This is a genomic window from Lysobacter terrestris (assembly GCF_014489475.1).
GTDB classification, from domain to species: domain Bacteria; phylum Pseudomonadota; class Gammaproteobacteria; order Xanthomonadales; family Xanthomonadaceae; genus Agrilutibacter; species Agrilutibacter terrestris.
Genome location: NZ_CP060820.1, coordinates 2,811,034 through 2,833,378 on the forward strand (window position 1 = coordinate 2,811,034; position 22,345 = coordinate 2,833,378).

A 22,345-nucleotide genomic window follows, 5' to 3' on the forward strand; every position below is an offset into this window, starting at 1 on the left:
ATCCAACGTGGCAAAAATCACCAAGACCTTCCAGTACGGCAACCACACGGTCACGCTCGAAACCGGCGAAATCGCCCGCCAGGCCAGCGGCGCCGTCATCGTCAAGATGGACGACACCGTCCTGCTGGTGACCGCGGTCGCCGCCAAGAGCGCGCGTGAGGGGCAGGACTTCTTCCCGCTCACCGTCGACTACCAGGAAAAGTTCTACGCCGGTGGCCGCATCCCGGGCGGCTTCTTCAAGCGCGAAGGCCGCGCGACGGAGAAGGAAACGCTGACCTCGCGCCTGATCGACCGGCCGATCCGTCCGCTGTTCCCCGAGGAATACAAGAACGAAGTCCAGATCATCGCGACCGTGATGTCGATGAATCCGGAAGTCGACGGTGACATCCCGGCCCTGATCGGCGCCTCGGCCGCCCTCGCGCTGGCCGGCACCCCGTTCCAGGGCCCGATCGGCGCCGCCAAGGTCGGTTACAAGAACGGCCAGTACCTGCTCAACCCGACCAAGACCGAACTCCTCGATTCCGATCTCGAACTGGTCGTCGCCGGTACCGCCAACGCCGTGCTGATGGTCGAATCCGAAGCGAACATGCTGTCGGAAGAAGTGATGCTGGGCGCCGTGATGTTCGGCCACCGCGAGATGCAGAAGGTCATCAACGCGATCAACGAACTGACCGTCGAAGCCGGCACCAAGCCGTCGACCTGGGTCGGCCCGGAAAAGAACAACGCGATGATCGCCGCGCTCAAGGAAGCCGTCGGCACCCAGCTGTCGGCCGCCTTCCAGGTCCGCGACAAGCTGCAGCGCCGCGACGCGATCGCCGCGATCAAGAAGGACGTGATGACCTCGCTGGCCGGTCGCGCCGAATCCGAGGGCTGGAACGCCGGCGACATGGCCAAGGAATTCGGCGAGCTCGAATACCGCACCATGCGCGACTCGGTGCTCGACACCAAGATTCGCATCGACGGCCGCGACCTGACCACCGTCCGCCCGATCGCTTCGAAGGTCGGCGTGTTGCCGCGTACCCACGGCTCGGCGCTGTTCACCCGCGGCGAAACGCAGGCGATTGTGGTTGTCACCCTGGGCACCGCCCGCGACGGCCAGATCATCGACGCCGTCTCCGGTGAGTACAAGGAAAACTTCCTGTTCCACTACAACTTCCCGCCCTTCTCGGTGGGTGAGTGCGGCCGCATGATGGGCCCGAAGCGTCGCGAAATCGGCCACGGCCGCCTCGCCAAGCGCGGCGTGCTGGCGACGATGCCGACGCTGGAAGCGTTCCCGTACACCATCCGCGTCGTCTCGGAAATCACCGAGTCGAACGGTTCCTCGTCGATGGCCTCGGTGTGCGGCTCCTCGCTCGCGCTGATGGACGCCGGCGTGCCGGTGAAGGCCCCGGTCGCGGGCATCGCGATGGGCCTGGTGAAGGAAGACGACCGCTTCGTCGTCCTGTCCGACATCCTGGGTGACGAAGATCACCTCGGCGACATGGACTTCAAGGTCGCCGGTTCGAAGGAAGGCATCAGCGCCCTGCAGATGGACATCAAGATCCAGGGCATCACCGAAGAGATCATGAAGACGGCCCTCGCCCAGGCGAAGGAAGGCCGCCTGCATATCCTCGGCGAGATGGCCAACGCCCTCACCACGCCGCGCACGGAACTGAGCGAGTGGGCACCGCGCCTGCTGACGATGAAGATCCACCCGGACAAGATCCGCGAAGTGATCGGCAAGGGCGGTTCGACCATCCAGGCGATCACCAAGGAAACCGGCACCCAGATCGACATCCAGGACGACGGCACCATCGTCATCGCGTCGGTCAATGCCGCCGCTGCCGAGGCCGCCAAGGCCCGCATCGAGCAGATCACTTCGGACGTCGAGCCGGGCCGCATCTACGAAGGCAAGGTCGCCAAGATCATGGACTTCGGTGCGTTCGTGACGATCCTGCCGGGCAAGGATGGCTTGGTGCACGTCTCGCAGATCTCCAACGAGCGCGTCGAGAAGGTTTCCGACAAGCTCAAGGAAGGCGACGTGGTCAAGGTCAAGGTGCTGGAAGTCGACAAGCAGGGCCGCATCCGCCTGTCGATGAAGGCCGTGGAAGAAGGCGAGGGCGTGCCGGCCGAATAAGCCGCGCATCCTGCGTCGAATCGAAAAAGCGGGCTTCGGCCCGCTTTTTCTTTGTGCGTTCCTTGTGCGGCCGTGCGCAAGCGGATGGTTGCGCGGCAATGCGACGCAGGCCTCCATGCCGCGTTCCGTCGATGGCGCGGGTTCGCCAATGCGGGTAGCCTGCGGGCCATGCAGCCGGCTCCCCTGTACCGTTTCGGCGACTTCGTGCTCGATCCCGCCGTGCGCGAACTGTGGCATTGCGGCGCGCCGATTTCGCTGCCGCCCAAGTCGTTCGATTGCCTGGTCTACCTGCTCGAACACCGCGACCGCGCGGTCGGCCGCGACGAGTTGATCGCAGCGGTGTGGGGCAAGGTGGACGTCAGCGACGCGGTGTTGGCGCAGACGTTGTTGCGCGCGCGCCGTGCGGTAGGCGATACCGGCAGCGAACAGACCACGATCCGCACCGTGCCGCGTTTCGGCTACCACTGGGTGGCCGCGGTGCATGCGATGGCGCGCACGACGCTTGAAGAAGCGGGCGCGGATACCGGCACGAACGCTGCGGCGCCATCGCCCGAACCCGCGACGGATGTCGCGCCGGCGGTCGCAGGCGAAAGCCCGGCCACTGCATCGTCCGCGCGTGAGTCGCGTTGGCGCTGGGCCGCGCTGGTGTCGGCGGCAGCGGTCGCACTGGCGTTGCTGTCGTGGTGGGGATGGCAGGGTCGTAACGGCACCGTCGACCCGACGACGCGGACCGCGGCCGGATCCCGCCTCGCCGTCGTGCTGCCGGTGACGATCGCTGACGAAAACGCGGAGCAGGCCTGGGTGCGGCTGGGGGCGATGGACTACATCGCCAGCCGCCTGCGCGGCAACGGCGACGTGAATGTCCTGCCGAGCAGCCAGGTGCTGCAGCTGGCGGGGGCCCGCGGCGACAGCGGCGATGCGCAGGCGCGACGCCTGCTCGATACCACCGGCGCGCGCTGGGTCATGCAGCCGCAGGCGATCGCCGGCGGCAAGGACTGGACGGTGCGCCTGCACCTGCTCGAAGCAGGCAAGCCGGCGGTCGATGTCGAAGCCCGCGGCGACACCGCGCTGGCCGCAGCGGCCACGGCCACCGATACCCTGCTGCGCCGGCTCGGGCGCCTGCGCAGCGATGCCGCGCCCGCGCCGACCGCGCTGGCCGAGCGCCTGCAGCAGATCGATGCGGAACTGCTGGCCGGGCAACTGGCCAATGCGCGCGCGCTGATCCAGGGCGCCGCGCCGGAACTGCGGAAGGAACCACAACTGCAGTTGCGCGAAGGACAACTGGAATTCCGCGCCGGCCGCTTCGCCGAATCGACGCGCGTGTTCGACGGCCTGCTCGCGGAGGGACGCGCCGTGCCCGACGAGATCCGGGCACAGGCGGCGGCGGGGCTGGGTGCGACGGCGATCCGCTCCGGCGATTTCCGCGTTGCCGAACAGCGCTACTCGGAGGCGCTGGCACTGCTCGAGCCTGCGCGGGCGTCCGATCCGGCCCTGCTGGGCAACGCCTACAACGGCCGTGGCATCGCCCGCGTCGAGCTCGGGCACGAAGCGGATGGGATCGCCGACATCGGCCGGGCGCGACTGGCGATGCAGCGCGCCGGCAACGAACTGGAAACGGCTTCGGTCGATACCAACCTGGGCATGATCGAAAGCCATCGCGGCAACGACACGCGCGCGTTGCAGCAGTTCGATCGCGCCATCGCCACCTTCGAGCGCTTCGGCGTGCAGGACAACCTGGTGGCGGTGTTGCAGGCCAAGGCGAACTCGCAGATGCGCATGGCGCAACCGGCGGCGGCACTGGCCACCATCGAGCGCGCGGCCGCACGCATCGATGAGATCGAAAACCCCGTGCTCGCCGAGCGCATCGGCCTGGTACATGCCAGGGTGTCGATCGCCAACGGCCGCCTGCGCGAGGCTGACGCGTGGATCGCGCGCCTGCAGGGCAAGGCCCGCGTCGAGACGCAGCCGGCGCTGGATGCGCTGCGCCTGCGCTTGCGCCTGGTGCGCGGCGATGCCCGCGGTGCGGCGGGGCTGGCGCAGGCCATGGCGAAGGCCGGCGATGCCGATGGCGAGCGGATCCTGCTCGGCGTGCAGGCGGCGTTGCGCGTCGATGATCGCGACGCCGCGCGCGCATGGCTGGCGCGCGCCGATGCGCAGGTGCGCGACGGCATGCCCTGGCTGCTCGCCAAGGCGTTGCTGGCGGCGCGCGAAACGCCCGCGGCCAGCGAATCGGCATTCACCGCCGCCGAAGCGGCGCTGAGCAAGGACGGCACGCTGGATGCACGCGTGATCGTCGGATGCGCGCATGCCGTCGCCCTGGTCGAGCAGGGCGCGACCGATCGCGCCGGCGCGCTGCTCGGCGAGATCGCGACGCTGGCCGACAACGACTATCGCGTCGCCCATACCACCCTGGCGTTGTATCGCGCGCTAGGCGACCACAGCGCCGCCGGCAACAGCGAAGCCGCGGTGCGGCGCCTGGCCGGCGAGCGCGATCCACTGCGGCCGCTGGTGTATTGATCCGCGCAAAAAAAGAGGCCCCGGCTTGGAACCGGGGCCTCGCAGGCGTTGTTGCCTACAACCTTTACCGCGTACGACGTTTACTTGACCGCGCCCGATTCCTTCTTGCCGAGCACGCCGTCGCGACCGATGTTCTGGATCGCCACGTCGCTGTCGGTGAAGGAGGAATGGCTGTTCCAGGCGAAGGCGGCGTAGCCGTCGCGGCTGGCGGTGCCGCTCAGCTTGGAGATGCCGGTGGGGCCGGTCTTGATGGAGACGATGCCGCGGCTCCAGCCGTAGTTGCCGTCACGGGTGATGTACGTCGCCTGGATCGGCATCGGCAGCGGATAGCTTTCCAGTGCCCACGCCGCGACGAAGCCATCGCCCATCGGCACCATCGTCACCTCCGACTTCGCGATCGGATCCAGCGGCAGCAGCACGTTGCCGGTGTCGCTCCACTGGCGGTTGCCCTGGCCGTCGAAGCGCTGCGCGTAGATGCCGGACTGGGAGAAGGCGCTGCCCGGGGTGCGTTCGCGCCACAGCACATAGGTGTCGTCGTTGCCGGCGTCGTAGCTCACCGAGCATTCGCCGCGGTTGTTGACGTTGTCGGTGGACACCGGCAGGCCGTTGTGGGGGAAGCGCTCGCCGCCGTCGGCATTGATGTGCTGCACCCGCACGCGCCGGCTGGAAACGCCGAAGGTGTAATCCCAGCAGTACACCGCGCCGCCGTTGCCGTCGGTGACGAAGCGCGCGAACGAGCCGTTGGGGATCGCGCCGCTGGCGTTGTCGTCCCACAGCTTGACCGGGGTCGCGCCCCACACAGGTTGCCCGTTGGCGTCGTACTTCTGCGTCCAGAACTGGTTGATGAAGCGTCCCAGCTGGGCGTTCCAGCTGACGATGAAGCCGCCGTCCTCGGAGGCGTGCAGGTCGGCCATGATGAAACTGGTGCCGGCCACCTGCGGAACCTGGATGTTCTGCTCGCCCCACAGCAGGGCGCCGTTGGCGTCGAGCCGCTGCAGCACCACGCGGCCCTGGCCGTTGATGTTGTAGTTCACCGTCCAGGCGACCACCGCGCCGCCGTCGGCGGTGGCGACGATGCGCGGCGACAGCGCGCCGTAGTCGCCGCCATCCGGCAGGCGGACCAGGCCCGATTCGTTGCCCCACAGCGGCGTGCCGTCGGGCGCGACCTTGCTGACGATGATGTGGAACTTGCCGTCGACCTGGCTGATGTCGTGGAAGGCCAGCAGCGCGTTGCCATCGGCATCCACATCGATGCCGTAGTCGGTGGTGTACGCCAGGCCACGATCGGCGACCAGCCGGCCGTTGTGGCCCCATTGCGGTCGGCCCTTGACGTCCAGTCGCTGCAGGCGGACGTCGTAGCCGCCGTTGGCGTTGTCGAACCACACCGAGTAGTAGCCGCCGTCGGCGGTCGCGGCCAGCTTGGGCTGGACCTGTTCAAGCGGACCATCGCCGATGACCAGGTTGGCGTCGGCGGTCTTGGACCACTGCGCGAAAGCGGTCAGCGGGGCGATCAGTGCGGCCAGGGCGAGGGCCTGGCGGGAAATGCGAAGCGTCATGTCTGTCTCCGGAATCAGTAATACAGCGAGGCCTTGGCGGAGCACTGCGAAGTGCCGGCATTGCAGACCTGGTAGATCAGCGTGCCGCTGCCGCGCAGCTTGGGCGCGTCGGTCGCCGCGAGCGTGTTGGGAATGGCGGACATGATCTTCGTGCCGCCGCGGTAGACGTCGACGGTGCTGTTGCCGCGCGTCCACAACAGGTCGACCTGGTACTTGTTCTTGACCGTGTTGCCCACGACCATCAACTGACCCGGCGTGGAACCCGGCTGCGGCAGGCCGCCGTTGACGAGTTCGTTCGCGGCGGCCTTGGCCTGCACCAGGCCCCAGCCGGTGTTGATGTCGCGGCCCGGTGCGTCCAGGTCGATGGCCGTCACCGAAAGCGCCTCGCGCACCTGCTGGTTGCTCTTCTGTGGAGCTGCGCTCCACGCCAGTGCCGCCACGCCGGTCACGTGCGGTGTCGCCATCGACGTGCCGCTCATGTAGCCGTAGCCACTGGCCGGCGACATCGCCACGGTGTCGACGCGCGCCTGCTGGCCGAGCTGGCCGGCGAGCAGCGCCTCGCCGTCGGCATTGGTCACGCTGACCGCCGGGATCGTCGATACGTACGGAGTCAGCGAGCCGGTGAAACCGCCCGGGATGTCGTTGTAGACGATCATGCCCAGGCCGCCGGCGGCGGTGACGCGCGTGGCCTTGTCGGCGAAGGAGTTGCTGCCGCGCTTGCACAGCACGACCTTGCCGTTCCAGTCGATGCCGGTGGTGGTGCAGAGCCCGCCGGAGACCAGCGCGCCCTGTGCGACGGCCTGCACCGTGCCGACCATCGCGGTGGCGGGGTAGTCGTTGTCGCCGACGCGGACCGCGGCCGAACGGAACGGCACCGAACTGAGGATGTCGACGCCGGGCGCGGCGAGTTCCACCTGGCTGGTGAACTGCGAGAAGGCCGCGCGCTTGTTGTTGCTGTCCAGTGCGGCCACGGCCACGACGCTGTCGTAGGAGGCCGGATAGCTGTAGGCGCCGTTGCCGTCGTTGCCGGCCGCGGCGATGCTGAGCACGCCCTGCTGGTACAGGCGGGTGAAGGCGTCGCGCTCGGCGATGCTGCTGCCGGTGCCGCCCAGGCTCATGTTGATGACCTTCGCGCCCGCTGCCTGGCAGCGCTGCGCGGCGTCGATCAGAGTCGACGCATAGCTCCAGCCGCAGCTGCCCGGCGTGCTGTCGCCGAACACCTTGACGATGTGCAGCGCGACCTTGCCGGGGCTTACGCCAACCACGCCGGTGCCGTTGTCCGCCGCGGCGATGGTGCCGGCGACGTGGGTGCCGTGGCCGCAGTTGTCGACGTTCCACGGCTGGCCGTTGCCGCTGTCGCCGGTGATGGCCATGCCGGCGAATTCCTCGTGGGCCGGATTGATGCCCGAGTCGATGATGCAGACCTTGATGCCGCTGCCGTCGGCGCCGGCGGCCACCGCTTCGGGCGCCTGCACGCGCGGGATGCCCCACGGCATCGTCTGGCCCATCGGGTAGCGCGGCGCGTCGACCTCGATCGATTCGACGTCGGCGCGATGCTTGAGCCCCTCCAGCGCCGCCACCGGCACCGTGACGGCCATGGTGTCCATGTTGTCGAAGCTGTAGTGGAAGCGGGCGCCGGCCTCCTTCAGGACCTGCTTCAGCTGGGCCTTGTTGCCCTTCTTGTACTTGATCAGGACACGGTCGGTGTCCTTGGCCGGCGCGCCGGTGGTGCTGCTGGCGTAGCCGATGGTCAGGGTGGCCAGCGCGATCGCCATGGCCCCCACGAGGTGACGCTGTTGCATTGCTCTCTCCCGGGTGTGGTCGGGTACCGCAGGGGGCGGCACCCGCAGTTTCCTGCCCATGCAGGCTGTGCCCGGGACGGCCACGGCGCTTGAGCGCGGGCTGACAGTGGCCGTTATCGGCGATCACAGATCCATGACAAGGCCATCAAAACGGGGCTTGTGGGGTGTCGGCGCGCCCGAGACGGGCTTCGGTGAAAAGAGTTGAGGGCCCGGCGGCCGATTCCGGAAGGCGCCTCCGCCTGCCTCCGCCGCATTCCCATGGCGGGACTGAATGCGGGGTTCGGCCTCGTCCGGACAGGCGGCGGCTGCGTGCGCGTGGCACCATGTCACGCATGAACGGGGCCCCCGTACTCGACCTGGCAACCCTCCGGAGCGGCTGCTCGCACTGTTCGCTGCAGCAGTTGTGCCTGCCGGCCGGCATCAGCCCGGATGAACTGCAACGGCTGGACGAGATCGTGCGTCGCCGTCGCCCCATCGAGCGCGGCGAACGGCTGTACCGCGCCGGCGATCCGCTGGCCGCGGTGTTCGTGGCCCGCGACGGCGCGTTCAAGACGGTGAGCATCAGCGAGGAAGGCGAGGAGCAGGTGATCGGCTTCCACCTGCCCGGCGAACTGATCGGGCTCGATGCCCTGGGCGCGGGCAGCCATCGCTGCGAGGCCATCGCGTTGACCGAGGCGAACGTCTGCGAGGTGCCGTTCGAGCAACTGGCCGTGGTTGCCGCGCAACTGCCGTCGCTGCAGCAGCAGCTGCTGCGCGTGATCGGGCAGAGCGTGGGCCGCGACCAGGACCACCTGGGCATCCTGGTGCGACGGCAGGCGGGCGAGCGCATCGCGCTGTTCCTGCACGGCCTGTCCGAGCGTTACCGCAACATCGGTCAGCCGGCGACGCAGTTCAAGCTGCCGATGAGCCGCGAGGACATCGCGCGCTACCTCGGACTGGCACTGGAAACGGTGAGCCGCGGCTTCACCCGTTTGCAGGAAGACGGCGTGATCGACGTCGTCGGCCGCCGCATCGACATCCTCAAGCCGGCCGAACTCAACCGCCTCGCGCACAGCGCCGAACACGACGAACCCAAGCGCCGCGGCCGCGCCTGAAACGGTTCTGCTGGCAACCTCAGGCGGGCAGGGCGCGACAGCCCAACGCCGCCAGCACGCCATGCAGCGCCGGTGACTGCATCAGCAGCGGCGCCGCCAGCGTGAGCACACCGGAGCACAGCACGCACAGCCCCATCGCGACCCGCCAGCCGCCGCGCTGCAGGCGCTGGCCCATGCGCGCACCGGCCCAGGTCAACGGCAGCATCACCGGCAGCGTGCCGAGGCCGAACGCGGCCATGGTCATCGCGCCGTGCAAGGCACTGGCCTGTAGCCACGCCGCCGCCAGCAGCGTCGTGCTCAGGCCACACGGCATCCAGCCCCACAGCAGGCCCAGCGCCATGCGCCGGGTCGCGGTATTCGCCGGCAACAGGCGGCGTTGCAACGGCCGCAGCCATTGCCATGCGCGGGCACCGGCCCCGCCGAGGAAGGACAGGCGGCCGCGGCGATCGAGCAGGCGCAACGCGGCGACGATCAGCACCACGCCCACCGCCGCGCGCAATGCGATGGCGAGCTGCGGCACGCGGGCCACATCCAACAAGCCATGGCCGATGCCGCCGACGATCGCGCCCGCCAGCACGTAGCCGCCGATGCGGCCGAGGTTGGGTTGCAGCGCCACCCACCAGCCGCCGCGCTGCTGCACCGACAGGCCGGTGGCGATGCCGCCGCACATCGCCGCGCAGTGCGCGCCGCCGAGCAGGCCGCTCAGCAGCGCGCCGCCGACGACCAGCCAGTCAATCGGCATCGTGGTGCTCCCCGGCGGGTGGCAGCGGCTCGCGATCGTCGGCGAGGATGTCGAGCGCGGGCGTGTCGAGGTCGTCGAACTGTCCGCGCTTCACCGCCCACACGAACGCACCGACCGCGAGCAGGAGCAGCATCAGGCTGAGCGGCACGAGCAACAGCAGGATGTTCATGCGCGCACCTCACGCGTTGCCGCAGCTGCGTTGCGCAGCGCCGGCGCGGTTGCGCGTGCGAGCCGCAGGGCGTTGAGCGTCACCGCGAGCGAGGACAGCGTCATCCCCAGCGCCGCGAGCCATGGCGTGACCAGTCCCGCCATCGCCAGCGGCAGCGCGAGCAGGTTGTAGGCCAGCGCCCAGCCCAGGTTCTGTCGCACGATCCGGCGGGTGCGCCGCGCCAATGCGATCGCCGCGGGAATGCGCGTCAGCGACGGCGAGGTCATCACCAGGTCGGCGGCGCCCTGCGCCAATGCGGCGCCTTCGCCCATGGCGATGGAGACGTCCGCGCCAGCGAGCACGGGCGCATCGTTGGAACCGTCGCCGACCATCGCCACGTGGCGGCCTTCGTGCTGCAGGCGGCGGACCAGGGCGAGCTTGGCTTCGGGCGTCTGCCGTGCATGCGCATCGACAATTCCCAGCGCCTGGGCGAAGCGGGCGACGGCGTCGGCGGCGTCGCCGCTGGACAGGTGCACGTGCATGCCGGCGTCGCGCAGGGCCTGCAATGCCTCGCGGGCGCCGTGGCGTTCGCTTTCGCGGATCTCGAAGCGCGCGCTGGCGCGGCGGCCGTCGCCGAGCCACACGGCGCCGTCGTCGTCGCGGTCGCAGGCGAAGCGGGCGTGACCCAGGCGCCAGCGCGTGCCTTCGACCGATCCTTCGAGGCCCTGGCCGGCGCTGGCGATGACATCGTTCGCGGCCAGTGGCGCCGCAGGTTGGGGCTCCGCCGTGGTGAACGCGTGCGCCAGCGGATGCCCGCTGTCGCGTTCCAGCGCGGTGGCGATGCGCAGCGCGTGCGCGCGATCCATGCCGTCGAACGCGGTCACGTCCAGCAGGCGCGGTTGCCCGTCGCCCAAGGTGCCGGTCTTGTCGAAGACCACGTCGGTCGTGCGCGCCAGCCGTTCCAGCGCGTCGGCGCGCACCGGCAGCACGCCCATGCGCGCGAGCGCGCCGTTGGCGGCCGCGAGCGCCGCCGGCACCGCCAGCGACAGCGCGCACGGACAGCTGATCACCAGCAGCGCGAGGGTGACTTCGAAGGCGCGTGCCGGTTCGTGTGCGCGCCAGAAGAGGAAGGTGGCGCCGGCGACGACCAGCAACGCCAGCACGAACCACGCCGCGATCCGGTCCGCGGCCTGTGCCTGCGCGGGGCGGTGCGCCTGGGCGCGTTCGACCAGGCGCGCCAGCTGCGACAGGCGCGTGGACGCGCCGGTGGCGGTGACGTGGATGCGTGCCGGACGCGTGCGGCACAGCGTGCCCGCGAACACCGGCATGCCCTGCGTCTTGCCGACGGCGCGCGATTCGCCGGTCAGCAGCGCTTCCTCGAAGTCGCCGCGCGCATCCAGCAGCGTGCCGTCGGCGGGCACCGCTTCGCCCACGGCGATGCAGGCGATGTCGCCGACCGCCAGCATCGCCAGCGGCACCTGTTCGCGCACGCCGTCGTCGCGTTCGCGCGTGGCGAAGGCGGGCTTCGCCCGGGCGAGCGCATCCACCTGCGCGGTCGCGACGCTGCGAACGCGTTGCTCGAGCATGCGCGCCGCCAGCAGCAGGAACACGAACATCACCGCCGCGTCGTACCAGACCTGCGGGCCGCCACGCACGGTTTCGACCAGGCTGGCGAAGTAGGCCAGCAGCGTGGACGTGGCGATCAGGGTGTCCATGCCGAGGCGGCGGTGACGCAGCTCGCGCACGCAACCGGCGAGGAACGGCCAGCCGGCGTAGAACACCACCGGCGTGGACACCAGGAAGGTCACCCAGCGCAGGAAGTCGCGCATCGCCAGCGACATCGTGCCGGCGGTATCGAGGTAGAGGGCTTCGGCGAACATCATCGCCTGCATCGCGCCCAGTCCGGCCACGCCCAGCCGCAGCAGCCAGCGGTTGCGTTCGGCGCGGCGGGCGCGTTCACCCGCTTCGCCGGTGGCGAGGTACGGCCGGTAGCCCAAAGCCGCCAGTCGCCGCAACGGCGCCGACAGCGCGGTGCGCGCTGGATCCCAGGCGATGCGGATGCGGCCGGTCATCGCGTTCGCGCTCACTTCGAGCACGCCCGCTTCGCGCGCGAGGGCGCGGTCGATCAACCAGGCGCAGGCGGCGCAGCGCATGCCGTCCGTGAGCAGGGTGAGCTCGCGGCCACCGGGGACGGCGCGCGCATGCGTCGCCAGGATTTCCTCGCGGTCCCACAGCGCCAATGCGGCGTCGTCGGTGTCGACGCGAGCGGCCGGCTCGCTGCGCAGGCGGTAGTAGTCGTCGAGCCGGGCGTCGCGGATCCATTGCGCGGCCGCGGCGCAGCCGTCGCAGCAGAACTCGCGTTCGGCGCCATCCAGGCGGATGCGCACGGGCGAGGCCGGTACCGGTTCGCCGCAGTGGAAGCAGGCAGGCGCGACGGTCACGATCGCCGCGCCCGGCAGTGCACTCACGCTGGCGGGCGTCGCCGCCATGGCGTCATTCGCCCCCCAGCGCGGGGCGCAGGTAGGTCGCGCGCTGGCCGCCGATCCAGCGGCCCTGCAGGCGCCAGCGGCCGTCTTCCGCGGCGAGCTGGACGTTCCAATCGTGGCCCAGGTCGATGCCGCCGTTGCTGCGCCAGCCGGTCGCGGTCGGCGCGAGCACGAACGTGCGGTCGAACCCGGCGATCGCGGGATGGTGCAGCGATAGCAGCAGCGGTGCGTCGCGTGCGAAGCCGCCGTCCACCGGCAGCACCTCGATCGCACTGGCGCCGCGTGCGGTGTCGAGACGCACGATCGCGCTCAGGCGCAGCTCGCGCGCGGTCGCGTCGGGGCCGAGGTCGGCGACCTGCACCTGCGCGGTGCGCTGCACGCGATCGGCGACGGCATCGTTGTTGCCTGACGAGCGCGCCGACACCACCAGCAAGGCGATCGTCGCGATCACCGCCGCGGCGGGAATAGCCGCGACCAGCCAGACCATCGGTTCGCGCCAGGCCGGGCGTTGTTCCGATGCATGCACGCGATTTTCGAGGGTCATGGTGTCGAGGGTCATGGCGTCGGTCCGAAGAAGCTGCTTTCGACGCGCTGCGTTGCGCTGCCGTCCACCGCGGTGACGTCGAAGTGGACCGCGCGGCGCCCGCGGGTATCGGCGGGAGCGACGACCGTAACCGGCACCGACGCGACTTCACCCGCCGCCACCGCGACCACCGGCGGCGCCTGCAAGGCCATGCCGGCCGCGACGTCGCGCAGTTGCACCCGATAGCGCTGCGCGTTTTCGGTCTTGTTCACCAGCTTGAGGGTGTAGCCGTTCTCGATGCCGGTGGCGGTCTCGCGGTACAGCGCGTTGCGGTCGCGCAGCACTTCGGCGATCAGCGGCGTGCGCGCGCCCACGCCCCAGGCGAAGGCGCCCAGCAGTACCAGCAGCAGCGTGCCGTAGACGAAGATGCGCGGACGCAGCACGCGCGTGCCCTTGCCGTCGAGCGCGTTCTGCGTGGTGTAGCGGACCAGGCCCTTGGCGAAGCCCATCTTCGCCATCACTTCGTCGCAGGCGTCCACGCAGGCGCCGCAGGCGATGCACTCGTATTGCAGGCCGTTGCGGATGTCGATGCCGACCGGGCACACCTGCACGCAGATCGTGCAGTCGATGCAGTCGCCCAGTTGCTCCGGCGTGAACTTCGGCAGCGGCTCGGCCTCGTTGCCGCCGTCGAAGGTGATCGTGCCGTGGGCCTGCAGGCGCGCGTCCGCCGCGCTCGGATGACGGCTGGCGCGGAACACGTAATCGAAGGCGGTGGCCCTGGCGAGCAGGCCGCGGCCGCGCGCGAGCACGTCGCCGAGGCCGCGCTTGCGCGGGCCGCGTGGCTCGCCGCGCATCGGGTCGTAGGCGATCAGCAGGGTGTTGCGGTCGAACATCGCGCTCTGGAAGCGCGCGTACGGGCACATGTACTTGCACACCTGTTCGCGCAGGAAGCCGGCGTTGCCCCAGGTCGCCAGCGCGTAGAACAGGATCCAGAAGGCTTCCCAGCCGCCGAGGTCGAACGGAAGGCGTGCGCCGAGTTCGGTGATCGGGGTGAAGAAGCCGACGAAGGTGAAGCCGGTCCACAGCGCGAACACCAGCCACAGCAGGTGCTTGGCGCCCTTGCGCAGCAGCTTGTTCGCCGACCACGGCGCGGCGTCGAGTTTCATGCGCGCGTTGCGGTCGCCCTCGGTCCAGCGCTCCATCCACAGGAACGTCTCGGTCCACACCGTCTGCGGGCAGGCGTAGCCGCACCACAGCCGCCCGGCCAGCGCAGTGAAGAAGAACAGCGACACGCCGGCGATGATCAGCAGCAACGCTAGCAGCGGGAAATCCTGCGGCCAGAACGTCAGCCCGAACACGTGGAACTTGCGCGCCGGCAGGTCGAACAGCACCGCCTGGCGCCCGTCCCAGCGCAGCCACGGGAACACGTAGAACATGCCCAGCAGCCACGCCACCGCGACCTTGCGCAACACGTCGAAGCGGCCGCTGACGTCGCGCGGATAGACCTTGCGCTCGCTGACGTAGAACGAACCATTGTCGTCGGCCAGGGCGATGTCGATGGACTTGCTCAACTACGGACTCCTCGCGCGCATGCCTAGCGCAGCGCGCGGTTGAAGCGGCTCGCCGGCCGCAGCAGCCACCAGGTGAACAGGCTGGACGACGCCGTCGCCAGCCAGAACATGAAGAAGCCGACCGTGTAGCCGAGTTCGCGCGTCAGCGGCAGCGACGGGAAGGTCATGTCGCGCAGCGCCAGCGGATCGACGAAGGCGAAGAACACCATCGTCGCCACGCCCGCGGCGAAGAAGCTCGGCCACGCGATGGCGCCGATGCGCTGCGCGAGCGGGCGGGGCGGATGGTCGAAGCCGGGTGCGGGCGTGCCCATGCGCGTTGCCTAGCGTGCGGCCGGGGCGGCGGACGCGGCGCCCTTGCCTTGCGGCGGGTTCGACAGCGACCAGACATAGGCGGCGACCAGGCGCGCGCGGGTCTCGCCGAGCAGTTCGCGATGCGCGGGCATCGAACCGTGGCGACCCTTGGCGATGGTCTGGCGCAGCGCCTGGTTGCTCTTGCCGTACAACCAATAGTCGTCGGTGAGGTCGGGCGCGCCCATCTGCTGGTTGCCCTTGCCGTCGACGCCGTGGCAGGCGACGCAGATGCCGTCATAGAGCTTCTTGCCCTGCGCGGCCATGTAGTCGTTCTGCAGCGATTGGCCCGGCGTGGCCAGCGTGCGCACGTAGGCGACGACATAGTCGACCCCGTTCTCGCCGCCCATGCCGGTCAGCACCGTGCCCCATTCCGGCATCACGCCTTCGCGCCCATCGAGCACCGTCTCCAGCACGCGCTCGGGCGAGCCGCCCCAGTGCCAGATGTCGTCGGTGAGGTTCGGGTAGCCGATCGCGCCCTGCGCGGACGAACCGTGGCAGGTCGCGCAGGTGTTGTTGAAGATCGAGCGGCCGAGCTTGCGCGCCTCGGGATCGGCGGCCAGCACGTTGATCGGCTGGTTCTTGAACGGCGCGAAGGTGCCTTCCAGCGTCGCGTCATAGGCGGCCTTGCGCTGCGCGTGTTCCTGCTGCGACGACCAGCGGCCGTAGCCGGCGAAGTTGCCGAAGCCCGGGTACCACGCCAGGTAGCCGATGCTGAAGACGATGGTCAGCCAGAACAGGTTGATCCACCATTTCGGCAGCGGCTTGTTGTACTCGGTGAGATCGCCGTCCCACACGTGGCTGGTGTCTTCCGGCTTGGGATCGCCGGGGCGGCGCTTGGCCGTCCACCACAGCAGCCAGCCGCAGCCGGCGATGTTGAGCACGACCAGTGCGATGACGTACCACGACCAGGCGTTGCTCATCGTTCGGACTCCCCGATGTCGACGGCGCGCGGGCCATCATCCAGCGGCAGGCGTGCCGCTTCCTCGAAATCCCGGCGGCGGCGCGGGCTCCACGCCCAGGCCCAGCCGGCGACGAACACCACCAGCAGCGTTGCAGTGATGATTCCGGAAACCATGGCTCAGCCTCCCCGCGGTGCGTGCTTGCCGAGCGCCTGCAGGTAGGCGACCACGGCGTCGAGTTCGGTCTTGCCGGCGACCTCGTCGGCCGCCGTGCGCAGCTGCGCGTCGGTGTAGGGATCGCCCAGCTTCTTGAGCGCGTGCATGCGGGCGGTGACTTCCTGGCCGTCGAGTGCGTTCTCCGCAAGCCACGGGAACGACGGCATGTTGGATTCCGGCACGACATCGCGCGGGTTGACCAGGTGCACGCGGTGCCAGTCGTCGGAATAGCGGCCGCCCACGCGCGCCAGGTCGGGACCGGTGCGCTTGGAGCCCCACTGGAACGGCCGGTCGTAGACCGATTCGCCGGCCAGCGAGTAATGGCCGTAGCGTTCGGTCTCGAAGCGCAGCGTGCGCACCATCTGCGAGTGGCAGTTGTAGCAGCCCTCGCGCACGTACACGTCGCGGCCGGCGAGCTGCAGCGCGGGGTAGGGCTTCACGCCCGGCAACGGCTGGATCGCCTCGGCCTGGTACATCAGCGGCACGATCTCGGCGAGGCCGCCGAAGGACACGGCGACCGCGATCAGTACGGCCATCAGGCCGACGTTCTTCTCGATCTTCTCGTGCGGGTTGGGAGTGTGCTTGTCGCTCATCTTGATTCCTCAGGCGCGCGCATCGTTCAAGTCGGGCGCGAGCACCGGCTGCGGCGCGCGCTCCTTCGCCATCGCGAAGGTCTTCCATGTGTTCAGCGCCATCAGGCCCATGCCCGCGAGCACCAGCAGGCCGCCGCCGAAGCGCACCAGGTAGTAGGGATAGGTCGCGTTGAGCGCCTCGACGAAGCTGTAGGTCAGGGTTCCGTCGGCGTTGGTCGCGCGCCACATCAGGCCCTGCATCACCCCGGCGATCCACATCGAGGCGATGTAGAAGACGACGCCCAGCGTGTGGATCCAGAAGTGCAGGTCGATCCACTTCGTCGAATACATGCCCTTCAGGCCGAGCAGGCGCGGCATCAGCGCGTACAGCGAGCCGATCGAGATCATCGCCACCCAGCCCAGCGCGCCGGCATGCACGTGGCCGATGGTCCAGTCGGTGTAGTGCGACAGCGAGTTGACCGTCTTGATCGACATCATCGGTCCCTCGAAGGTGGCGATCATGTAGAAGCTGATCGCGACGATGAGGAACTTGAGGATCGGGTCGGTGCGCAGCTTGTGCCAGACGCCCGAGAGCGTGAGCACGCCATTCATCGCGCCGCCCCACGACGGCGCCAGCAGGATCAGCGAGAACACCATGCCCACCGACTGCGCCCAGTCGGGCAGGGCGGTGTACTGCAGGTGGTGCGGGCCGGCCCACATGTACACGGCGATCAGCGCCCAGAAGTGCACGATCGACAGCCGGTACGAGTAGATCGGGCGCTCGGCCTGCTTGGGCACGAAGTAGTACATCATCCCGAGGAAGCCCGCGGTCAGGAAGAAGCCGACCGCGTTGTGGCCGTACCACCACTGCACCATCGCATCGACTGCGCCGGTGTAGGCCGAATACGACTTGGTCAGGCCCGCCGGCATCGCGATGTTGTTGACGATGTGCAGCAGGGCGACGGCGAGGATGAAGCCGCCGTAGAACCAGTTGGCGACGTAGATGTGCTTGACCCGGCGCTTGGCGATGGTGCCGAAGAACAGCACGGCGTAGCCGACCCACACGGCGGTGATCAGCAGGTCGATCGGCCATTCGAGTTCGGCGTATTCCTTGCCCTGGGTGATGCCCAGCGGCAGCGTGATCGCCGCGGCGACGATCACCGCCTGCCAGCCCCAGAACACGAACGACGCCAGGCGGTCGGACAGCAGCCGCACGTGGCAGGTGCGTTGCACCACGTGCAGCGAGGTCGCGAACAGGGCGCAGCCGCCGAAGGCGAAGATCACCGCGTTGGTGTGCAGCGGGCGCAGGCGGCCGTAACTCAACCACGGGATGCCCTCGCCAAGCGTCGGCCAGTACAACTGCGCGGCGATCAGCACGCCCACGGCCATGCCGACGATGCCCCAGACCACGGTCGCGACCGAGAACTGCAGCACCACCTTGTCGTTGTAATAGCCGTCGCGCGCCGTCGTTGGCGCGCCGGACACGGCCGGTGCGTCGCCGACCAGCGGTTGCGCGGAGTCGTTCGCAGTCATGGAGGATTCCCGTCCAGGTGTTGGCGAAATTGCGGTTGGGGAAATTGTCGGGATCCGCCCCCTGCGGCGACTTGATCCAGATCAAGTCGCCTCCGCGCCGAAGGCGGAGCATGGATTCCGGGCCCGGACTGCGGGGCCCGATCTGCAGGAGAAACGCCATGGATCTGCTGGTTCGCGCATCGCGTTATCCCGAATGGGATCCCGGCGTGCTGTTCGCCACCCGCCTGGCCGGGCAACTGCGATCCGGCCTGACCGCGCTGCATATCGTGCAGGGCGGCATTCCCCCCGTCTGGGATTACGACGCCGGCCTGTTGCTCGCCGAATACGCTGCCGCGATCGACGAACAGATCGGCCTGGCCCGCTCGGCCGGGCCCATGTTCGAGGCCTTTGCCGAATCCAGCGGCGCGGTATTCCCGCAATGGCTGGTGGCGCAGGGGCACGTCGGTGATGCGCTGCGCTATGCCGGCAACTGGCACGACCTGCTGGTCCTGGCCCGCGACGACGAGGACCCGTGGGCCACGCCGGCCGCACTGGCATCGATCGCGCTGCACGTCGACGTACCGTGCCTGGTGGTGCCGCCGGGTCGGCAGGAACTGCAGCTGGAATGCATCGCCATCGCCTGGAACGGTTCGATCGAGGCGATCCGCGCCCTGCACGGCGCGTTGCCGCTGCTGCGTCGCGCGCGCCGCATCGTGCTGCTGATGGGACGGCGCCATCCGGGCCTGCCGCCCGTGCCGGCTCCGGAATTCGCGCTGGAAGCCTGGTGCCGGCGCCACGACTTCGCCGTGGAGTTCGAACTGCTCGAAGGCGACGTCGACGATGGCCGCCTCATCCACGAAGCGGCCCGTGCCGCCTACGCCGACCTGCTGGTGATGGGCGCCTACGGTCGTTCGCGTTTCGCCGAGCGGGTGCTGGGCGGCGTGACCCGCTACATGCTGCAGCAGACCGACCTGCCGTTGCTGATGCGGCATTGATGCCGTGCCCGTCGCTCCGCATGGGAAGCGGCGGGCAGGACGGTCCCCTCAGCGCGCGGTATAGCCGCCGTCGATCACCAGTTCGGCGCCGGTGACGAATTTCGCTTCGTCCGACGCCAGGTACACGACGCCCCAGGCGATGTCGTCGGCTTCGCCCATGTGTCCGAGCGGATGCAGGCGACCGACTTCGACGATGGCCGCTTCCAGGTCGGTGGCGCCACTCTCGCGCAGGTGGTGTTCGACCATCGGCGTGCGGATGTAGCCGGGATGCACCGAGTTCACGCGGATGCCGTCGGCCGCATACAGCAGCGCGTCGGTCTTGCTCATCAACCGCACCGCGCCCTTGGCTGCATGGTAGGGCGGCACGTCGGGCGCGCCGACCAGACCATAGATCGACGACAGGTTCACGATGCTGGCGCGACCGGCCCGGCGCAGGTGCGGGATCGCATGCTTGGTGCAGAAGAACACACCCTTGACGTTGACCGCCTGGACACGGTCCCACTCGGCCTCGGTGAGTTCGTGCGTGGGCTTGCTGGCACCGGCGATGCCGGCGTTGTTGACCAGCACGTGCACGGCCCCGAAGCGGGCGGCGACTGCATCGATCGCACGCGCCACGTCGGCTTCGCGACTCACGTCGACGTGCCAGTACCCGGCGTCGGCCCCGAGCACGCGCAATTCGTCGGCCAGTGTTGCGCCGGCGTCGTCGAGCACGTCGAAGATCGCGATCCGGGCGCCTTCCTGGGCCATCCGCATCGCGCACGCGCGACCGATGCCGAGCGCGGCGCCGGTGATGATGCATACCTTGTCTTCGAGGCGTTTCATGGCGTGGCTCCGTTGAACATGATGCGCAGTACCAGCCAGGGGATGAGGAAGAGCAGCCAGATGCCGAGCTTGTACAGCCCCAGCATCAGGTACACCGCGGCGTGGGCTTGGGTTCGGTCGATGGGGAACCAGCGCGCGTGCAGGCGGTACAGGGTGTCGCCGGCGAGCGCCCAGGCGAAGAAGGCAACGAGCAGAACGGCGTAGTTCAACAGCCCTGCCCACAGCAGGAAGGATTGGAGCTGCGCGAGGGTGATCTGGGCGAGTGGCATGGCGGTGTCCTCCGGCAGGCACATCGACTGTAGGCCCAAGCGGCCACGACGGCCTTGATCCGGGTCAACCGGGATTGCGGCGCGCCTCGTGCTGGACGAAGCTGCCGGCATGATGGATGTGGACACGCTCAAGGGGCTTGCGGTCGCCGTCGGCGTCGGGCTGCTCGTCGGGATCGAACGCGAGCGCCGCAAGGGCGAGGGCGCCGCCTCCGGTGCCGCCGGCGTGCGCACGTTCGCCCTCATCGCGCTTGCCGGGGCGATCGCGGCCCTGCTGGGGGGCGTGGGCATCGCGATTGCGGGCGCGTTCACCGCCCTGGCGGCGTTGGCGAGCTATCGCCACAGCCGCGGGCGCGATCCGGGGCTGACCACCGAAGTGGCCATGCTGGTGGTGTTCCTGCTCGGCGTCCTGGCGATGCGCGAGACCACGCTGGCCGCCGCGCTGGGGGTCGCGGTCGCGCTGCTGCTGTCGGCCAAGTCGAGGGTGCACCGCTTCGTCAGCAATGTCCTTACCGAACAGGAGCTGCACGACGCATTGCTGCTGGCCGCCGCGGCCGCGATCGTGCTGCCGTTGCTGCCCGACCGCGCCATCGATCCCTGGCAGGTGCTGAACCTGCACAAGCTCTGGCTGCTGGCCGTGATCATCATGGCGATCAATGCCGCGGGCCATGTCGCCCTGCGCGTGTTCGGTGCGCGGACCGGCCTGTTGCTCGCAGGACTGGCAGGGGGCTTCGCCTCCAGTACCGCAACGATCGCCAGCATGGGCAACCGGGCCCGGGCGAATCCGGAACTGGCCACCGCCTGTGCCGGCGCCGGCGTGGCTTCCAACGTGAGCACGGTGGTACAGCTCGCGGTCATCGCGGGGACGTTGTCGCCGCCGCTGCTCGTGGCGCTGTGGCCGCCGATCGCCGCAGCCGGTGGGGTGATTGCGCTGTTCGCGCTGGGCGCCGCCTGGGCCACGCGTCGCGTCGAAGCGCACGGCACGCAACTGACGGGACGGGCGTTCGAACCGAAGCATGCGCTGGTGTTCGTGGCCATCGTCGCCGCGGTGATGCTGCTGTCCGCAGCGATGCTGGCCTGGTTGGGGGATGCGGCGCTGGAGTGGACGCTGGCGGCATCGGGCATCGCCGACGTGCACGCGGCCGCGGCTTCGGCAGCACAGCTGGTCGCGGTCGGGCGCATCGGTGCGGAAACCGCTGTGCCGGGCATTGCGTTCGCGTTCGCCGCCAATTCGGCGATGAAGCTGGTGATGGCGTTCCTGACCGGCGGCCGCGCCTATGCGCTACGGCTCGCGCCGGGCATCGTGGCGATGGTGGTGGCGTTTGGGGTGGTGGCTTGGGTGGTGTAGTTCGTTTCTGTGCGTCGCAAAAGGCGCCCCTCATCCGCCCCTACGGGGCGCCTTCTCCCCGCGCCATGCGCGGGGAGAAGGACGTGACCAATTCCCTCGCCCCGCTTGCGGGGTGAAGGCGGGCGCTTGTGCGCCACTGGCGCACGCTCGACTGAACGCCCTTGCGCCACATGCGCAAGGGCCGGGGGCACAGCGAGGGACAGCGTTGCGCAGCAACGCAGGTTGAGGGGAGGGGAGGTGAAGTGAAGTGAAGGCGACGCGCGTCGCTTACTTCGTCACCACCAGCTTGCCCTTCATCAACGTCGCGTGCCCAGGGAACGAGCAGAAGAAGCTGTAGTCGCCGCCGGCCTTGAGCTTGTTGCCGGCGAAGGTGGTCTTGGTGCTCGCGCCGCCGCCGACGACGGGCGTGGCGGCGATCACCTTCGTATCGCCCTTGGGCACGTAACCCGCTGCCGCACCGGCTTTCATGCCGGCGGCATTGATCGCGTTCATATCGACCGTCTGGCTGATCACGACGTTGTGCCCCATCACCTGCGCGGCCAGCTTGCCGGCGTGCGTGAGTTCGATGGTGATCTTCGGGCACGACGCCGAAACCGTTGCAGTCTTCAGGTCGAACTGCATCGCGTCGTTGCCCTTGAGGCGGACGGTGCAATTGGGTGCGGCGTGGGCGAATGCCGAGGCGGTGAGCAGCGCCAGTCCGGCGAACAGGGTGTGCGTGGTTTTCATGGTGGTCTCGATGGTTGTGGAGGGAATGGCCCGCCATCGCCGCCGCTATTGCCGGAGCCCCGGCTTGTTCGTCGGCAATGGCG

At 69.2% G+C, this 22,345-nt stretch carries 20 protein-coding genes; 5 read left to right on the forward strand and 15 right to left on the reverse strand.

What is annotated here, in order from left to right:
* Positions 1–7: 7 nt before the first annotated feature.
* Both pnp and H8B22_RS13145 read left to right on the forward strand, forming a co-directional pair.
* Positions 8–2,116, forward strand: coding sequence for a polyribonucleotide nucleotidyltransferase (pnp, locus tag H8B22_RS13140; RefSeq protein WP_187711847.1), 2,109 nt, complete (start codon positions 8–10; stop codon positions 2,114–2,116).
* 168 nt (positions 2,117–2,284) lie between these two features.
* Positions 2,285–4,633, forward strand: coding sequence for a winged helix-turn-helix domain-containing protein (locus tag H8B22_RS13145; protein ID WP_187711848.1), 2,349 nt, complete (start codon positions 2,285–2,287; stop codon positions 4,631–4,633).
* An 80-nt stretch (positions 4,634–4,713) separates the two neighbouring features.
* Here H8B22_RS13145 and H8B22_RS13150 read toward each other — a convergent pair whose 3' ends face one another.
* Both H8B22_RS13150 and H8B22_RS13155 read right to left on the reverse strand, forming a co-directional pair.
* Complete coding sequence (locus H8B22_RS13150; protein WP_187711849.1) at positions 4,714–6,189, reverse strand: hypothetical protein; 1,476 nt, start codon at positions 6,187–6,189, stop codon at positions 4,714–4,716.
* A gap of 14 nt (positions 6,190–6,203) precedes the next feature.
* Positions 6,204–7,991: a S8 family serine peptidase gene (locus H8B22_RS13155; protein ID WP_187711850.1), complete on the reverse strand. Its 1,788-nt coding sequence runs from the start codon at positions 7,989–7,991 to the stop codon at positions 6,204–6,206.
* A 332-nt stretch (positions 7,992–8,323) separates the two neighbouring features.
* Between H8B22_RS13155 and fnr the strand changes: the two genes are divergently transcribed.
* Positions 8,324–9,085, forward strand: a complete 762-nt coding sequence (gene fnr / locus H8B22_RS13160) for a fumarate/nitrate reduction transcriptional regulator Fnr (RefSeq protein ID WP_187711851.1) — start codon at positions 8,324–8,326, stop codon at positions 9,083–9,085.
* 19 nt (positions 9,086–9,104) lie between these two features.
* Here fnr and H8B22_RS13165 read toward each other — a convergent pair whose 3' ends face one another.
* Genes H8B22_RS13165 through ccoN form a run of 10 tightly spaced genes read right to left on the reverse strand, consistent with a single transcriptional unit; the run spans position 9,105 to position 18,126 of the window.
* Positions 9,105–9,827, reverse strand: coding sequence for a sulfite exporter TauE/SafE family protein (locus H8B22_RS13165; RefSeq protein WP_187711852.1), 723 nt, complete (start codon positions 9,825–9,827; stop codon positions 9,105–9,107).
* Positions 9,817–9,996 (reverse strand): cbb3-type cytochrome oxidase assembly protein CcoS, encoded by a 180-nt coding sequence (gene ccoS / locus H8B22_RS13170; RefSeq protein WP_187711853.1) that lies wholly within the window; start codon positions 9,994–9,996, stop codon positions 9,817–9,819. Before ccoS ends, H8B22_RS13165 begins: the two co-directional genes overlap by 11 nt.
* Positions 9,993–12,464: a heavy metal translocating P-type ATPase gene (locus H8B22_RS13175; RefSeq protein WP_187711854.1), complete on the reverse strand. Its 2,472-nt coding sequence runs from the start codon at positions 12,462–12,464 to the stop codon at positions 9,993–9,995. The genes ccoS and H8B22_RS13175 overlap by 4 nt, the downstream gene beginning before the upstream one ends.
* A 4-nt stretch (positions 12,465–12,468) precedes the next feature.
* Entirely contained in the window at positions 12,469–13,020 is a 552-nt protein-coding gene (locus H8B22_RS13180) for a FixH family protein (RefSeq protein ID WP_225876208.1), read from the reverse strand.
* On the reverse strand, positions 13,017–14,555 hold the full coding sequence (locus tag H8B22_RS13185) for a 4Fe-4S dicluster domain-containing protein (protein WP_187711855.1): 1,539 nt from the start codon (positions 14,553–14,555) through the stop codon (positions 13,017–13,019). Before H8B22_RS13185 ends, H8B22_RS13180 begins: the two co-directional genes overlap by 4 nt.
* A gap of 23 nt (positions 14,556–14,578) precedes the next feature.
* A complete protein-coding gene (locus H8B22_RS13190; RefSeq protein ID WP_187711856.1) occupies positions 14,579–14,866 on the reverse strand; it encodes a hypothetical protein in 288 nt (95 codons plus the stop codon).
* A 9-nt stretch (positions 14,867–14,875) separates the two neighbouring features.
* Positions 14,876–15,826: a cytochrome-c oxidase, cbb3-type subunit III gene (gene ccoP, locus H8B22_RS13195; RefSeq protein ID WP_187711857.1), complete on the reverse strand. Its 951-nt coding sequence runs from the start codon at positions 15,824–15,826 to the stop codon at positions 14,876–14,878.
* Complete coding sequence (locus H8B22_RS13200; RefSeq protein ID WP_187711858.1) at positions 15,823–15,981, reverse strand: cbb3-type cytochrome oxidase subunit 3; 159 nt, start codon at positions 15,979–15,981, stop codon at positions 15,823–15,825. Before H8B22_RS13200 ends, ccoP begins: the two co-directional genes overlap by 4 nt.
* Before the next feature lie 3 nt (positions 15,982–15,984).
* Positions 15,985–16,614 carry a cytochrome-c oxidase, cbb3-type subunit II gene (gene ccoO / locus H8B22_RS13205; RefSeq protein WP_187711859.1) on the reverse strand — a complete coding sequence of 210 codons (630 nt, stop codon included), beginning with the start codon at positions 16,612–16,614 and terminating at the stop codon, positions 15,985–15,987.
* 9 nt (positions 16,615–16,623) lie between these two features.
* A complete protein-coding gene (gene ccoN / locus H8B22_RS13210) occupies positions 16,624–18,126 on the reverse strand; it encodes a cytochrome-c oxidase, cbb3-type subunit I (RefSeq protein WP_187711860.1) in 1,503 nt (500 codons plus the stop codon).
* A gap of 158 nt (positions 18,127–18,284) precedes the next feature.
* On the opposite strand from ccoN, the gene H8B22_RS13215 reads away from it, so the two are divergent.
* A complete protein-coding gene (locus H8B22_RS13215; RefSeq protein WP_187711861.1) occupies positions 18,285–19,100 on the forward strand; it encodes a universal stress protein in 816 nt (271 codons plus the stop codon).
* A 48-nt stretch (positions 19,101–19,148) separates the two neighbouring features.
* Here H8B22_RS13215 and H8B22_RS13220 read toward each other — a convergent pair whose 3' ends face one another.
* Together H8B22_RS13220 and H8B22_RS13225 are read right to left on the reverse strand one after the other, a co-directional pair.
* Positions 19,149–19,922, reverse strand: coding sequence for an SDR family NAD(P)-dependent oxidoreductase (locus H8B22_RS13220; RefSeq protein WP_187711862.1), 774 nt, complete (start codon positions 19,920–19,922; stop codon positions 19,149–19,151).
* The gene (locus H8B22_RS13225; RefSeq protein WP_187711863.1) at positions 19,919–20,191 is read right to left on the reverse strand and encodes a DUF6868 family protein; all 273 of its coding nucleotides are present in this window, start codon (positions 20,189–20,191) and stop codon (positions 19,919–19,921) included. The genes H8B22_RS13220 and H8B22_RS13225 overlap by 4 nt, the downstream gene beginning before the upstream one ends.
* Before the next feature lie 88 nt (positions 20,192–20,279).
* On the opposite strand from H8B22_RS13225, the gene H8B22_RS13230 reads away from it, so the two are divergent.
* Positions 20,280–21,536 (forward strand): MgtC/SapB family protein, encoded by a 1,257-nt coding sequence (locus tag H8B22_RS13230; RefSeq protein ID WP_208456900.1) that lies wholly within the window; start codon positions 20,280–20,282, stop codon positions 21,534–21,536.
* 267 nt (positions 21,537–21,803) lie between these two features.
* Here the strand turns inward: H8B22_RS13230 and azu are convergent, their stop codons facing one another.
* Positions 21,804–22,262 (reverse strand): azurin, encoded by a 459-nt coding sequence (gene azu / locus H8B22_RS13235; RefSeq protein ID WP_187711864.1) that lies wholly within the window; start codon positions 22,260–22,262, stop codon positions 21,804–21,806.
* Between the last annotated feature and the right edge of the window lie 83 nt (positions 22,263–22,345).

What these genes read in the sequence shown, in the direction of transcription:
- H8B22_RS13145 (WP_187711848.1), top strand. Translation starts at nt 2,285, where the DNA reads ATGCAGCCGGCTCCCCTGTACCGTTTCGGCGACTTCGTGCTCGATCCC.
- H8B22_RS13150 (WP_187711849.1), bottom strand. Translation starts at nt 6,189, where the DNA reads ATGACGCTTCGCATTTCCCGCCAGGCCCTCGCCCTGGCCGCACTGATC.
- H8B22_RS13155 (WP_187711850.1), bottom strand. Translation starts at nt 7,991, where the DNA reads ATGCAACAGCGTCACCTCGTGGGGGCCATGGCGATCGCGCTGGCCACC.
- fnr (WP_187711851.1), top strand. Translation starts at nt 8,324, where the DNA reads ATGAACGGGGCCCCCGTACTCGACCTGGCAACCCTCCGGAGCGGCTGC.
- H8B22_RS13165 (WP_187711852.1), bottom strand. Translation starts at nt 9,827, where the DNA reads ATGCCGATTGACTGGCTGGTCGTCGGCGGCGCGCTGCTGAGCGGCCTG.
- ccoS (WP_187711853.1), bottom strand. Translation starts at nt 9,996, where the DNA reads ATGAACATCCTGCTGTTGCTCGTGCCGCTCAGCCTGATGCTGCTCCTG.
- H8B22_RS13175 (WP_187711854.1), bottom strand. Translation starts at nt 12,464, where the DNA reads ATGGCGGCGACGCCCGCCAGCGTGAGTGCACTGCCGGGCGCGGCGATC.
- H8B22_RS13180 (WP_225876208.1), bottom strand. Translation starts at nt 13,020, where the DNA reads ATGACCCTCGACACCATGACCCTCGAAAATCGCGTGCATGCATCGGAA.
- H8B22_RS13190 (WP_187711856.1), bottom strand. Translation starts at nt 14,866, where the DNA reads ATGGGCACGCCCGCACCCGGCTTCGACCATCCGCCCCGCCCGCTCGCG.
- ccoP (WP_187711857.1), bottom strand. Translation starts at nt 15,826, where the DNA reads ATGAGCAACGCCTGGTCGTGGTACGTCATCGCACTGGTCGTGCTCAAC.
- H8B22_RS13200 (WP_187711858.1), bottom strand. Translation starts at nt 15,981, where the DNA reads ATGGTTTCCGGAATCATCACTGCAACGCTGCTGGTGGTGTTCGTCGCC.
- ccoO (WP_187711859.1), bottom strand. Translation starts at nt 16,614, where the DNA reads ATGAGCGACAAGCACACTCCCAACCCGCACGAGAAGATCGAGAAGAAC.
- ccoN (WP_187711860.1), bottom strand. Translation starts at nt 18,126, where the DNA reads ATGACTGCGAACGACTCCGCGCAACCGCTGGTCGGCGACGCACCGGCC.
- H8B22_RS13215 (WP_187711861.1), top strand. Translation starts at nt 18,285, where the DNA reads ATGGATCTGCTGGTTCGCGCATCGCGTTATCCCGAATGGGATCCCGGC.
- H8B22_RS13220 (WP_187711862.1), bottom strand. Translation starts at nt 19,922, where the DNA reads ATGAAACGCCTCGAAGACAAGGTATGCATCATCACCGGCGCCGCGCTC.
- H8B22_RS13225 (WP_187711863.1), bottom strand. Translation starts at nt 20,191, where the DNA reads ATGCCACTCGCCCAGATCACCCTCGCGCAGCTCCAATCCTTCCTGCTG.
- azu (WP_187711864.1), bottom strand. Translation starts at nt 22,262, where the DNA reads ATGAAAACCACGCACACCCTGTTCGCCGGACTGGCGCTGCTCACCGCC.